Raw genomic sequence first — 12,249 nt, forward strand, 5'->3', positions numbered from 1 at the left:
TCGGTTTCATGCGGTCGGCGCGATTGCGGTGTTAGCTCGAGAACAGCCGCTGGCCTGACGCGTCGGGCATCAGCACGGCGATCTCGGCGAGCGGGATGAAGGCGGCGAGCGGCTCGTCGTCTTCGATGGGGGTTGCGGAGAGCGTCGCCACCAGCGGGTGGAGCCGCGCGATCGCGGCCTGCGCTTCGAGCGCACCAAGAAGCCCAAGCCGAACCGCCGCCGTCGCCAGTGAGGCGACGCACTGGTAGCCGCTGATCGCCACCGCCGCATCCTCGCCCACCCCCAGATCGTGCCAGACGAGCCCCTGGACGACGCACAGATGGCCGGAAGCCTGCCCCGCGCGCACAAGCTTTGCGTAGTCGTCGGCCGGCGCGCAGCCGAGCCGCCGATGCGCAGTGAGGAAGGCCATGCCGTTGCGCCGCGACCCGTGCCGGAGCACATCGATGGCAGTCGATGCCTCGACCTCCGCGTCCAGCTCCATGATGCGTGCGAGGTCGCCTTTCATGCGGTGGCTGCGGACCAGTGCGACGCGGTCGGCGCAGGTCCAGCGATGGATGAGCTGCGTGCGCACATAGGGCTCGAATTCGAAGCCGCCGAACCGGTCCGCCAGCAGCGACGAGGCCTCGAGGCCTTGCGAAAAGGCGAATCCGCCGGAGGGGAACGCGCTGTCGGCGTGCTGCATGACAAGCAGAAGGCCGGCGCGGGGATCCGTAGTCATGCGGCGTCCTCAACGAGGCTGACGCGGTGCTCCGATAGCATGGGCGCAATGCGGTCGAGATAGATCCTGGCGTCGCCGTCCTGCGCGACGAGCAGCATCTCGCCATCGAACCGGACGCGCCAATGTAGGTTGCCGGCATGGTAGCCGAGCTCCAGCGCGTCGGTGGCGCTGGCGGGACGCAGGCGCAGCCAGCGCTGTTCGCCGGCGCGCACGATCACGGCGCGGTGTTCGTCGAGGTGCAGCACGGCGCCGTCGGAGAGCTTCTGGTCGCGCGGCAGGGCGATCGCCACGGTCAGTCCGCTTCTCGTCGTCTTCATCAGGCGGTGGCGTTCGAGATCGTCGCCGGACACCTCCAGCACCTCGACATGCCCATGGTGCCCGACCCGATGGAGGAGTTCGGCCATGTCCGGTTCTGAAATGTTGCCGATCACGGATTCGACACGCAGCATGTTGGCCCTCGCTGAGGCGACGTTGAAACTTCAGGCGCCCGTGGGAGTGGATCCCGAGGCGGAGTGATTGGGAAATCGGCGGTCAGCCTCGACCGAGAAAGCTGGCAGCGGAAAACAAAAAAACCCGCCGCTCATGATCCACGAGCAATACGGGCTACACTGCCGCGCAGCCTCCAACGCCATTGTTGAACGCCGCAAGAATACGAGCCGAGGCTCTATTCCTTAAGCTTATTGGGGTCGATTCGGGCTGTCAACAACTCGTGGGCATTGATGATCGCGGTCGCCAGTTCGTCCATCGGGATGCGCTTGGCCATCGCCTGCTGGCGGATCGTCTCATAGGCCTCCCTCTCGTTGAGGCCCTGCGATTCCATCAGGATGTTCTTGGCCTTCAGGATCTTGTTGTTTCCGGCCAGCTTGCGTTCGAGCTTGCGCAGGCGCTTGTTCGCCTCCTGGCGCTCGAGCCACAGGGACCGGGCGATTGTGAGGTTCGTCAGCAGCCCGAACGGCCTGATCGGACGCTCCACGACGGCCAGTGCACCGCATTCCAGCACCACCTGGAGCGTGCCGGGATCCTCATAGGAGGTGACGGCGATCAGCGTCGGAGGCACCCGGGTGTTGAAGCTGCACAGTTTGAGAACCTCGCGCCGCCGCTCCTGATCCACCGAGATGAACACAATGTCGGCGCTGGGATTGATCGTCTCGGGGAGCGGCCACGTCGTCTCGCATTTGCAGCCCATGCGGTGAAGATGCTCCACCAGTGCATGGCCCTCACTGTCCGGCGCGTGAATGACCTGGATGTGCAATCCCCGAAAGTCGCGAAGAACCTGAACGGCCACCGGCTCGATCCTATGCCCGCCGCACGAAGGGAGCGCTTCCCCAATCGTCCAGGGTCGGCGCGATAAAGTAGGGGTCGGGTTTCACACGAATCGGCGCTTCCCATAGAATATCGAATGCCCGCTCGGCATTCACGCGCCCGATTCGGGGCCACAACTCGGTGTGGTGATTGGCTGGATCAATCCGGACCATGCCCTGCGGCGCGTCGAGTTCGATCCCGCCCAACGCGCGGATGAGGTAGTCCGGATTGTCGGTGCCCGCCTTATCAAGCGCCCGCGCATAGACGTAGACCTGGAAATAGGCCGCCTCAGCACACGCGGTGACCGGTTCGGTGATGCCGAACCTGGCTTTGTAGGCCGCGACGAACCGCTTTGCGGCTGGGGTCTGGACGGTCTCGAAGAACGGAGCGGAGGAGAGATGCCCCTTCGCCACCTCCGGCTGCATCGTCCTGATCTCGGCCTCGCTTGTCGTGATTGCTGCGATCGGCATGGCGGCGGCGCTGAAGCCAGCCTCCGCATAGGCCTCGTAGAACATCTTCACGCCCGACCCGACCACGGTTGAAATGACCGCATCGGGAGCGTGCTTCGATATCTGCTTGATGGCCCGCTTGAAATCGTCGGGCTTGGCGTCCAGCGGCACGTAGATCTCGTCGAGGATCTTCCCGCGCGCCTGAGTGACGAGATCGGTGATGACCCGGTTGGTCTCGTAGGGAAACACATAGTTCGAGCCGACGAGGATGAAGCGCGACCCGTGATGTTCCATCAGGTAGCGCGCCAGCTGAAGCGCGCTCTGGTTGGAAGCCGCGCCCGTGTAAAAACACCGCGGCGAATATTCGAAGCCTTCATAGAAGGTAGGATAGAACAGCAAGCCACGAAAGGCTTCGATCTCGGGCAGGATGGCCTTGCGACATGACGACATGTAGCCGCCGAACACGATCCGCACCCGATCCTCTGCCATCAGCTTGAAGGCAAGCTCGCGATAGATGCGCGGCGACGCCTTTGGGTCATAGTCAACAAAGCTGATCGGCCGGCCGAGCACGCCGCCCTGCGCATTGATCTCCTCGATCGCCAGATGGGTGGCGTTCGCCATGGTTGTCTCGACTGCCGACGTGACGCCTTCCCTCGAGAATAGGACACCCACCCTCCAATCTTCTTTCACCATTCGCGTCCGCCAATCGCCCCTAGAAAAAGTAAAACCCCCGGTGCACGCCGTGCACGCGGAGGCCTCATCGCCACAAATCTCGAACAATCCCTGTTCTGAGACACCCTATTTAATCCTCGTAGTCCATGGAACGCAACAATTTTCACGATGCATCCATGGTCGCGCTTCTCGTCCTTTCTGGTGGCTGTAAGCTTCGGGCGTCCTCAGGCTGTCGGCAGACGCCTTATTGGGTCGCGCGTAGAGTGGTGCAAGGTATCGGGTGTCGCGGCCTTAATGGCGCTGTCTTAAGTGGCTAGTGGACCCGAGACGGCTCTATCGGGGGTGCAAGCAGGCCAGATGCCGGCAACCTCGGCGGCTTCCTGTACCGCACGGTGCCACTGCCGCGACGAGGTCGGATCGGTGCCGCTGTGTCACGGGAACAGCCAGCGATGGGGCAACATCACGCCCCGCCGCTTCCTTCGCGCCACCACAGTCGCAACAGTTCCAGGAGTTGCGGCGAAAGCATGGCGTTGCGGTCCTTGCGTCCCTTGCCCTGTTCGACCCGGATCAGCATTCGCGTCGAGTCGATGTCGTCGACTTTGAAATGCGCGACCTCAGAAACGCGCAGACGCGCGCCATAGGCGACCGACCGCCGCCTTGTATTTGATCGCCGCCTCGAGCAGCCGTGCGGCTTCCTCCACGCTCAGAACGTCGGGCAGCTTGCGTAGATTGCGGATTATGACCAAAGTTCGCGCGAGATCCCGACGGTTAAGCGTCACCGTGAACAGAAATCGCAGCGCCGAAACTGTGCTGTTGACTGTGGCCGGCCCCACACCGTTCTCATGCTGGTACAACTGGTAGTGCCGGATGTCCTTGGCGGTTGAGGTGTCAGGAGGACGCCCCAGGAAAGCAGCGAAGCGACGGACATGTCGAACATAGTCGTGCTGCGTATGGGATCCCAAACCTCGCATCACCAAGTCTTGCTGCATATATTGGCGCAGCGGTGTGATCGGGGCGTCAGTCTGCAAAGTCGCCATGGTAAGTTCCTCTCGTTAAATGGAACTCCCATGGTCGGCGCGCCCACCGCGCCCCGCTTAAAGGCTGTCTATACTGTGCCATCTTAGGCCGCGGCGCCCCTCCCGCGAAGCGGTTCTTGCAAGAATGCGCAAAGCTGCCATGAGACGAGATGGAAGATGAGTTCTGTCAAGCGAGCTTTGATTGCTTCATAGCATTGGCCCGCCGGGCCTCGACCAATGGTAAGAAGGGGTGATGCGAAGTCACATGAATCTCTAACGATCAGGCAACCGGCTTCAACAGATGAAATTAAGCGCAACACTGTATTGGCGGTAGCGCTCCTCCGCTACCAACGGTGCAGCCCCCACGGGTGCGGCGTCTTCCTGTAGGAACGGGGCCAGCGTCGCCTCGACCTCGATCGTCATGCATCCATCATCATCGCGATCGAGCGTGATCGATCGGATCAGTTCCCGTACGATCGGCGCAAGCTCGCCCATATCGTCCATCAAGTTCAGCGCCATTTCCAGCCGTGCGCATGGCGAGCGGAGAGGGTCAGTCGCTCTTCCCATCAACTTCCCGGCGAAAGCATTGATCGCGGTCGGGTGCAGGACGACGTTGTTGCCCTTCGGCAGGCTGGCGAGTTCCTGTTTCAGGTCGTCACGCTCTGCGCCCTGCGCCTTCATTCGAGCGTCTATCGCGTCCTGATCGCCCTTCCCCGCCATAAGCAAGTCGAGTAGCCGGTCGTTGTCCTTGGCGATGGCGGCTATACGAGCCTCGATCTCCGCACGGCGACGATGCTCGTGCGCCCCTTGCGCATGTCGGGCCTCGATATAGCGACGAGCATAAATTTCGATTTGTTCGGGGCTGGCGAGTTCCTTCGTGAGGCTTTGAATGACCAGTTCCTCCACGTCGGCGAGATAGAAGGTCTTCGGATCGGGGCAAGCTCCGCTGTTGACGTGCGCAGAACACCGAATGCGTGTCCGGCCGGACTTGTCGACGCCGGCCACGGCCATGCCGGAACCACATGCGCCGCACTTTAGAAGGCCGGACAGGAGACGCTTGGGGCGTTTGTGTATCCCGATGTTATCCGCCCTGCCCCCGTGCGACCGTCCGGCCATTAACGCCTGAACGGCTTTGAATAGTTCGTCAGGCAGGATACGCAGTTCGGGAACAGCGGCGGACTTCCAATCGCTTTCGGGATTGGGCCGGGATACGCGCTTACCGGTCGACGGGTCTTTGATCATCCTGTTCTTGTTCCATACGATGCGGCCCACAAAGATCGGATTACGCAACATGCCTGTGCCCCGGACCGCGTACCCGACCAAGGCGGATGGCGACCATAGCTTCCCCCGTGGTGGCTTCACATGTTCGGCGTTCAACCGCTTGCATATGGCCCGCGGGGAAACGCCCTTGGAGTAGTCCTCAAATATGCGCAGGACGATCGCGGCTTCGTCTTCTACGATGATGGGCTTGCCGGGGTTCGCCGGATCAGGACGGTAGCCATACGCTTTCCCGCCAGCCGACAGTCCCTGTTTGATCAGCCCGGTCATGCCGCGCCGGACTTTATGGACATTTTCTTCCCGGAAGAGTTGGGCGAACATCGCCTTCATTCCCACCATAGCGGTGCTGGCTTTGCCGCCGTGGACTTCGATGATCTCGATGTTGTGGAATAAGAGACGCTTGTAGATGCCCGCCATGTCTTCCATGTCGCGTGAAAGTCGGTCCAACGCCTCGACAACAATGACGTTAAACTCGCCCGCGTAGGCGTCCCGAAGCATCCGTTTCAGTTCATGCCGGCCATGCATCGATGCGCCCGACACGGCCTTATCGGCGTATGTCGCGACGATCTCCAATCCCTCCCGTTTTGCGAAATCACGGCAGAGATCAAGTTGGTCTTCGGTGCTACGCTCGTTTTGACGGTCGGTGGAGAAGCGGGCGTATGCAACTGCCTTGGTCAGTTCGGCTGAAAGCATTACACGCATTCCTTCTTGGAAGTGCTCTCCAGAACCGCCGCGTTTTTGTAGAGGTGCCGTTTGAGTATCTGGACGAGCTGGCCATTCATGCTTCGACCATCCTCTCTGGCACGCTGCCTCAACAATTCTTTGAGCGTAGCAGGCAAGCGAACGCGCAAAAGCTCCGTCATGATCATTCTCCAATGCCTCACGAAATGTCCACGGTGGACCACAGAAAAGATAATTGGGAGAGCGGATTGTGGTCAACCCCACGGTGGACCATATTTGGCTTATGTCGAGAGAAGACCCCCCACTGCGCATCCGCCTTCCCGCAGCCTTAAAGTCCGCAGTCCAAGCCCGCGCTGCGGAAAACCGGCGAAGCATGAACGCGGAAATTGTTCGGCGGCTTGAATGGAGCTTGGAAGCCGAACAAGATCATCAGCCGGGGCAAGATAGCGTTCGGCGGCTACTGCAAGCAGGCCTTCCGGCAGAAATCACCAATTCAGACCGAATTGCCAAACTTGAAAGGCGTCTTGCCGAACTTGAACGGAAGTCCAAGTGACCGCCGATTTCGTATCGCTGACCGGGGAAGGCTCCCTCCTAGGCACCGCGCGCCTATAGGAGAGGAGAGTTGTAAGCCAGATCGCTTGAAGCCGCTGGCGAGGTCTGGACGCGCTTGGCAGCGCCCTCGGATATGAAGGTGTGCTGGAGACAAAGGTCGGCCAAATTCCACCGTGTTCAGCGCCTTGCATTTCGCCGACACCGTATCGATCCGAAAAACTGACCAATCTCTCGCTGAGCAAAGCCGTTAACTGTCCCGGTCTATCGTGCTTCTCATCCAACACGGAGGCGCAGGGCAATGGCAGGACACGAAGTCACGCGACGCGAGTATATGCGCACCTTACATCGCGAAATGGGACCGAACAAATCCTCCGTTTGTGCAGCCTATGCGGAAGGTGAGCGTGCTGGCATGGTCACGCGCCATCGGAATAGCCATGATCAGAGCCCGGAAGATTATGCGAGAGCACTGTGGGATGATGGCGTAAGGAAAGGCTGGCTTATTCTCGGCGATGGTCACACTTCACCCCCGCTGTCAGTGCTATCCGTTGCTGAACTGCTGGTCCTTCACGCACAGATCGGCGAGGAGCTACGTGACAGGGGCATAGTGCGCAGCGCGAATAATCCAACTGGTGATCTGGCCGAGTATCTGTTCTGCCGCGCCTTCGGCTGGCAGCAAGCACCAAATTCCGAACGGGGCTATGACGCCACGGGAGCAGACGGTACGCGGTATCAGATCAAAGGTCGCCGCATCCATAGCCGCAACAAGTCACGCCAGCTTTCCGCGATCCGAGACATCGAAAAGGGCCACTTTCAGCAGCTTGCGGCAGTGCTGTTCAATGACGATTTTCAGGTCATGAAGGCGGCGCTAGTTCTTGCCAAGCTGGTGGTAGAAAAGTCCACCTTCATAGCCCATACCAACAGCAACAGGTTCATGTTGCGCGACGACGTATGGTCTGCTCCCGGTGTCCGCGATGTCACCGCCGAGATTGCAGCGGCGATGCCGTGATCCTGCGCACTGCTGGAGAAATCTACCCTAGTCTTTGTGGCCTTTGCCCACCGCAGCCCGCGCGAATACGCGTTCCTGCTGTTCCCGTAGGAACCTCTCATCGTCGGCCACAGCGTAACCCAGCGCACGCGCCGCCTCGACAAACCCTTGAGCGTGGGCGGCTCCATCTCCCCAGTCGCGACGTTCTGCTGGTTGACGACGATGGCGCTGAGCAATGGCCAGCCCTTACCATGCGCATAGTCAATCAGGTCGCCGAGATGAGTGTTGACTGCATATCGGACTGTCGACCAGTCGGACCCGCTGGCGTCGGCCAATTCCTTATAGGACAAGAAGCGTCGCTCAGTCGCCGCCTAGCGGATCAGGTCGAACGACTTCTGAAAGTCGAGGCCGCGCCCCTTCCGCCGTGCCAATTCTTCCATCGCGGCGAGATAGTAAGGCTCGTGCACCTTGCCGTGCGTGCGATGGTTCTCAATAACATTCCGCAATTGCTGGTCGCTGTGCTCATCAATTGGCTTGGTCATCAGAGCCTCTGCACGTTCGATTTCATTCAATGCCCGCCCGCTTAATGCGCCGTTGCAGCAACCTCTCTGAGGATCACCTCGGCTTGCGCCAGCACGGTCTGGATGGCTTCCTGCTCCAGATCGGGCGGGTAGCCGTACTTCTTGAGGATGCGCTTGACGAGCACGCGCATTCGGGCACGGGCACTCGCCCTATGGTGCCAATCGACGGTGGCTGAGCCCCGCATCTGCTCCACCAACTCGTGCGCAATGATACGCAGCTTATCGCTGCCCATAGCCTCGACCGCGCTGTCGTTCTCAGCCAAGGCGTCGTAGAAGGCGAGTTCCTCGGGTGACAGGCCGTGCTCCTCGCCACGGGCGGCAGATGCCTTGATGTCCTTCGCCAGCGCAATCAGTTCCTGTATCATCTCGACTGTGGAGATGGCGTTGGCATGGTATCGGGCGACCGCCTCCTCCAACCGCTGCGAGAAAGTCTTCGCCTCCACGACGTTCGAGCGTGACCGACTTCTGATCTCGCCGTTGAGCAGCTTCTTCAGCGCCTCCAGCGCGAGGTTCTTCTTCTCCATCTGCTGGAGTTCGGCAAGGAACTCGTCCGACAGGATCGACAAGTCGGGCGACTGGATGCCCGCCGCTTGCAGGATGTCCACGATCTCGGCGTTGGCGACGGCCTGATTAAGCAACTGCTCCACGATCAGGGACTTCGCCCGGTCCGACATCCTGCCGGTGGCGGTGGTCTTCACGAGTGCCGCCCGCACCGCCTGAAAGAAGCCGACTTCATCACGGATGGACCGCGCCTCGTCGCTGGCCGAGGCGAGCGCGTATGCCTTGCTCAACTCCAGCACGGCGTCCTGATAGCGCCTATGGGCCTTCTTCTTGTCCTCGGCGCTCGTGACCTTGGCAGCCTCCCGCTCCTGCGATTTCAGTATCCAGTCGATGGCGTCGGCAAGCGCGGCAAGACGCTGCTGCGGCAGGCCGGTGATCCCAAGGCTGTAGTTGTGACCGTGGAACATGCCGCGCACGATCTCGTACTTCTCCATCAGCACCGCGACGGCTTCTTTCTCGTCGATGCCGGTCTTGTCGCGGTCTGACGCCGTGTACTGGCTGAGCGCCTTCTTCAGGTTCTGGGCGATGCCGATGTAGTCCACGATGAGGCCACCGGGCTTTTCCCTGAACACCCGGTTGACGCGAGCGATGGCCTGCATCAGCCCATGACCGCGCATGGGCTTGTCAATGTACATGGTGTGAATGCACGGCGCGTCGAAGCCGGTCAGCCACATGTCGCGCACGATCACCAGCTTGAGCGGATCGTTCGGATCACGAGCACGCTTAGCGAGATCGTCACGCCGCTTCTTGTTGCCGATATGCGGCTGCCAGTCCAAGGGATCGGAGGCCGAGCCGGTCATCACGATCTTGATCCCGCCTTTGTCGTCATCGTCGGAATGCCAGTCAGGGCGAAGGGCCACGATCTGCTTGTAGAGGTCAACGCAGATGCGGCGGCTCATGCACACCGCCATTGCTTTGCCGGGCATGCCCTCAATCCGTGCGTCCAGATGTTCGACCAGATCGGCGGCAATCTGCGACAGACGCTTTTCCGAGCCGACCAGCCGCTCCACGGTCGTCCATTTCGCCTTCTGCTTCTCCTGCTCGCTCAGCGTCTCGTCTTCGAGTATTGCCTCGATCTCGGCGTCGATCTTTGGCTTCTCGTCCTCGTCCAGTTCGATACGGGCGAGCCTGCTCTCATAGAAGATCGGCACCGTGGCCCCGTCCTCAACGGCGCGGCTGATGTCATAAACGTCGATGTACCCGCCGAAGATCGCGGGCGTGTTCACATCCTCTGCCTCAATCGGCGTGCCTGTGAAGCCGATGAACGAGGCATTCGGCAGCCCCTGCCGGATATAGTGCGCGTATCCGTAACGTCGCTTGCCCGTCATCTTGTCGAGCTTGGCGTCGAACCCGTACTGGCTGCGGTGCGCCTCATCGGCGACAACGATGACGTTGCGACGATCCGTCAGCAGCGGGAAGTCTTCCTCTCCGGCCTCGGGCGTGAACTTCTGCACGGTGGTGAAGATGACGCCACCGGACGCACGATTGAGCAGGCGGCGCAGATCATCACGACTGTCGGCCTGTTCGGGCGTCTGCCGGATCAAATCGCGGCACAGGCTGAACGTGCCGAAGAGCTGGTCATCCAGATCGTTGCGGTCAGTCAGCACGACGACCGTCGGGTTCTCCAGTTCGTGTGACCGCACGACAAGGCCGCCGAAGAACGCCATCAGAAGGCTCTTGCCCGATCCCTGCGTGTGCCAGATTACACCGATCTTGCGGTCGCCATCTGGCTCAGCGGCCTGAATGGCGCTGGAGAGAGCCTTTCTCGCACCGTGGAACTGGTGGTATCCGGCGATGATCTTGAACGGCCCGTCGCCCCTGTCGCCGAACACGATGAAATCCCCCAGCAATGCGAGGAAGCGGGTCTTGTCGAATACGCCGCGCAGCAGGGTTTCCATTTCACGCGGGCCGTGCGGCGTGAAATCGTCCTCGGCACCCGTGGCCGTACGCCACGGCATGAAGCGTTCCTCATCCGCCGTCAGCGAACCGATCCGCGCCATCATGCCGTCCGAGGCGATCAGCACCGCATTGGTGCGGAAAAGCGTCGGTATCTGCGCCTTGTAGGTCTGCATCTGGTTGAACGCCGCCGATATGGTCGCGTGCTCGCCGCCTGCGTTCTTCAATTCGATGACGCCCAGCGGCAGGCCGTTGACGAGCACCACGATGTCGGGACGGCGATTATGGCGTCCCTCCACCACGGTGAACTGGTTCGTCACAAGCCAGTCGTTGTTGTCGGGATTGTCGAAGTCGATCAGCCAGACCTTGTCGCCCTTGATCTCGCCATCCCCGGTCGCGAACTCGACATCGACGCCCTCGGTCAGCAGGCGATGAATGCGCCGGTTCTCCTCGACCAGCGAGGGCGTCTCGGTGATGAAAATCTGCTTGATCGCCTCGGCGCGTGCGTCGGCAGGAATGGACGGATTGAGCTGTTCCGCCGCCGCCGTCAGCCGCTCGATGAGGATGACATCGGTATATGCAGTGCGCTCAGGAGCCGCGCCGTCTGGTGCGATCTGGCTGGCGTGAGTGTAGGCATAGCCAAGGTCTGTGAGAATATCGAGAGCGGCCTGCTCAACGATGTCCTCGTTGATGCTCATGCCAACACCAGACGGAGTATCAGCACGAAACGCTGGTAGCTCGGGGTCATTGCGCCGCCTCCAGTATGGCTTCGGCATCACTGAGGCGGACTTTGCCAGACATCAGCTTGGGCAGAAGCAGATCGCGGGTTGCGGCGATAGCTCCGTTCTGTGATGCAGATGCCTGCATTCGGCTCAGCATCGGCTCTACCACCGAACCATACGCGTCGCGGACGTCCAGTGGCGAATAGAGCACAGGCATTCGCTCTAGCGAATTACGCCACACCGCATAAGGAATTGTTGTGCCGCTCGAATGCTGCGTCGCGTAGGCGATAGTGTCGTCGGCGTTTACGACCATAAGGGAAAAGTACAAGTCCACCTTGCGTTTGGGCCGCAGTACAAAAACCGTAGTCCTCGTCGTGCCGTCAAATTCTGCTAGCGCAACCTTGTGGAAGTAAGGGCGCATCGCCCCGAACAAAATGTCGCCCCGCCGGAACCTTACAAGGCTGCTTTGCGCATCCGAACCGGGTCGAACGCTTTGAATTACCAGCGACTTCGCAGTGATGGTATCAATTGGCACGTAGGGCCTAGCTTCGGTTTCGGCGCTTGGTTCGCACCGCTCGACTATACTGACAACCAGATCGCCGAGTATTCCATTTCTCCACCCCTCGGGCAGTCCATCATCCCCTAACCTCGCCGGAAATAGGCCCGCCAGTTGCTGCGCCCGCACGGGATCACTGACCAGCCCGCCCATGTGATCCAGCCCCACTGAACGGGTCCACCTTGAGTTATGGTTTTGACCATGAAGGAGGACCACGATGAGCAACAAACGACACAAGCCGGAAGAGATCGTCACGAAGCTTCGGCAGGTTGAAGTCCTG

General features: G+C 60.6%; 13 protein-coding genes. 2 read left to right on the forward strand and 11 right to left on the reverse strand.

Annotated features, from left to right (window positions below):
• Nucleotides 1-31: 31 nt before the first annotated feature.
• The 8 genes from GTK01_RS12365 to GTK01_RS21090 all read right to left on the reverse strand — a co-directional run bounded on the left by GTK01_RS12365 (nt 32) and on the right by GTK01_RS21090 (nt 6,304).
• On the reverse strand, nt 32-718 hold the full coding sequence (locus GTK01_RS12365; RefSeq protein ID WP_252926189.1) for an urease accessory protein UreF: 687 nt from the start codon (nt 716-718) through the stop codon (nt 32-34).
• On the reverse strand, nt 715-1,167 hold the full coding sequence (ureE, locus tag GTK01_RS12370) for an urease accessory protein UreE (RefSeq protein ID WP_252926190.1): 453 nt from the start codon (nt 1,165-1,167) through the stop codon (nt 715-717). The genes GTK01_RS12365 and ureE overlap by 4 nt, the downstream gene beginning before the upstream one ends.
• Before the next feature lie 215 nt (nt 1,168-1,382).
• Complete coding sequence (locus tag GTK01_RS12375; protein ID WP_252926191.1) at nt 1,383-2,003, reverse strand: ANTAR domain-containing protein; 621 nt, start codon at nt 2,001-2,003, stop codon at nt 1,383-1,385.
• A gap of 10 nt (nt 2,004-2,013) precedes the next feature.
• Nucleotides 2,014-3,162, reverse strand: coding sequence for a transporter substrate-binding domain-containing protein (locus GTK01_RS12380; RefSeq protein WP_252926210.1), 1,149 nt, complete (start codon nt 3,160-3,162; stop codon nt 2,014-2,016).
• Between the two features lie 439 nt (nt 3,163-3,601).
• Nucleotides 3,602-3,769 (reverse strand): tyrosine-type recombinase/integrase, encoded by a 168-nt coding sequence (locus GTK01_RS12385; protein ID WP_256483844.1) that lies wholly within the window; start codon nt 3,767-3,769, stop codon nt 3,602-3,604.
• Nucleotides 3,756-4,178 (reverse strand): phage integrase N-terminal SAM-like domain-containing protein, encoded by a 423-nt coding sequence (locus tag GTK01_RS12390; RefSeq protein WP_252926192.1) that lies wholly within the window; start codon nt 4,176-4,178, stop codon nt 3,756-3,758. The genes GTK01_RS12385 and GTK01_RS12390 overlap by 14 nt, the downstream gene beginning before the upstream one ends.
• Nucleotides 4,179-4,451: 273 nt before the next feature.
• A complete protein-coding gene (locus GTK01_RS12395; protein WP_252926193.1) occupies nt 4,452-6,128 on the reverse strand; it encodes a recombinase family protein in 1,677 nt (558 codons plus the stop codon).
• Complete coding sequence (locus GTK01_RS21090; RefSeq protein ID WP_371924339.1) at nt 6,128-6,304, reverse strand: Arc family DNA-binding protein; 177 nt, start codon at nt 6,302-6,304, stop codon at nt 6,128-6,130. Before GTK01_RS21090 ends, GTK01_RS12395 begins: the two co-directional genes overlap by 1 nt.
• Before the next feature lie 95 nt (nt 6,305-6,399).
• Here GTK01_RS21090 and GTK01_RS12400 point away from each other — a divergent pair, with 95 nt between their 5' ends.
• Both GTK01_RS12400 and GTK01_RS12405 read left to right on the forward strand, forming a co-directional pair.
• Nucleotides 6,400-6,669, forward strand: a complete 270-nt coding sequence (locus tag GTK01_RS12400; protein WP_256483845.1) for an Arc family DNA-binding protein — start codon at nt 6,400-6,402, stop codon at nt 6,667-6,669.
• A 297-nt stretch (nt 6,670-6,966) separates the two neighbouring features.
• A complete protein-coding gene (locus GTK01_RS12405; RefSeq protein WP_252926195.1) occupies nt 6,967-7,674 on the forward strand; it encodes a hypothetical protein in 708 nt (235 codons plus the stop codon).
• 350 nt (nt 7,675-8,024) lie between these two features.
• On the opposite strand, the gene GTK01_RS12410 is transcribed toward GTK01_RS12405, so the two are convergent.
• From GTK01_RS12410 to GTK01_RS12420, 3 genes are all read right to left on the reverse strand, one after another.
• On the reverse strand, nt 8,025-8,195 hold the full coding sequence (locus tag GTK01_RS12410) for a hypothetical protein (protein WP_252926196.1): 171 nt from the start codon (nt 8,193-8,195) through the stop codon (nt 8,025-8,027).
• Between the two features lie 41 nt (nt 8,196-8,236).
• Nucleotides 8,237-11,389, reverse strand: a complete 3,153-nt coding sequence (locus GTK01_RS12415; RefSeq protein ID WP_252926197.1) for a type I restriction endonuclease subunit R — start codon at nt 11,387-11,389, stop codon at nt 8,237-8,239.
• A gap of 46 nt (nt 11,390-11,435) precedes the next feature.
• The coding region (locus GTK01_RS12420) for a restriction endonuclease subunit S (protein WP_252926198.1) at nt 11,436-12,249 on the reverse strand (814 nt) is incomplete at its 5' end.

This window comes from Aliihoeflea sp. 40Bstr573 (assembly GCF_024105655.1).
Classification (GTDB): Bacteria; Pseudomonadota; Alphaproteobacteria; order Rhizobiales; family Rhizobiaceae; genus Aliihoeflea.

Bases quoted from the DNA above. Each gene is read 5' to 3' on its own strand.
- GTK01_RS12395 (WP_252926193.1), bottom strand. From the start codon at position 6,128: ATGCTTTCAGCCGAACTGACCAAGGCAGTTGCATACGCCCGCTTCTCC.
- GTK01_RS12415 (WP_252926197.1), bottom strand. From the start codon at position 11,389: ATGAGCATCAACGAGGACATCGTTGAGCAGGCCGCTCTCGATATTCTC.
- GTK01_RS12410 (WP_252926196.1), bottom strand. From the start codon at position 8,195: ATGACCAAGCCAATTGATGAGCACAGCGACCAGCAATTGCGGAATGTT.
- ureE (WP_252926190.1), bottom strand. From the start codon at position 1,167: ATGCTGCGTGTCGAATCCGTGATCGGCAACATTTCAGAACCGGACATG.
- GTK01_RS21090 (WP_371924339.1), bottom strand. From the start codon at position 6,304: ATGATCATGACGGAGCTTTTGCGCGTTCGCTTGCCTGCTACGCTCAAA.
- GTK01_RS12400 (WP_256483845.1), top strand. From the start codon at position 6,400: ATGTCGAGAGAAGACCCCCCACTGCGCATCCGCCTTCCCGCAGCCTTA.
- GTK01_RS12380 (WP_252926210.1), bottom strand. From the start codon at position 3,162: ATGGTGAAAGAAGATTGGAGGGTGGGTGTCCTATTCTCGAGGGAAGGC.
- GTK01_RS12365 (WP_252926189.1), bottom strand. From the start codon at position 718: ATGACTACGGATCCCCGCGCCGGCCTTCTGCTTGTCATGCAGCACGCC.
- GTK01_RS12390 (WP_252926192.1), bottom strand. From the start codon at position 4,178: ATGGCGACTTTGCAGACTGACGCCCCGATCACACCGCTGCGCCAATAT.
- GTK01_RS12405 (WP_252926195.1), top strand. From the start codon at position 6,967: ATGGCAGGACACGAAGTCACGCGACGCGAGTATATGCGCACCTTACAT.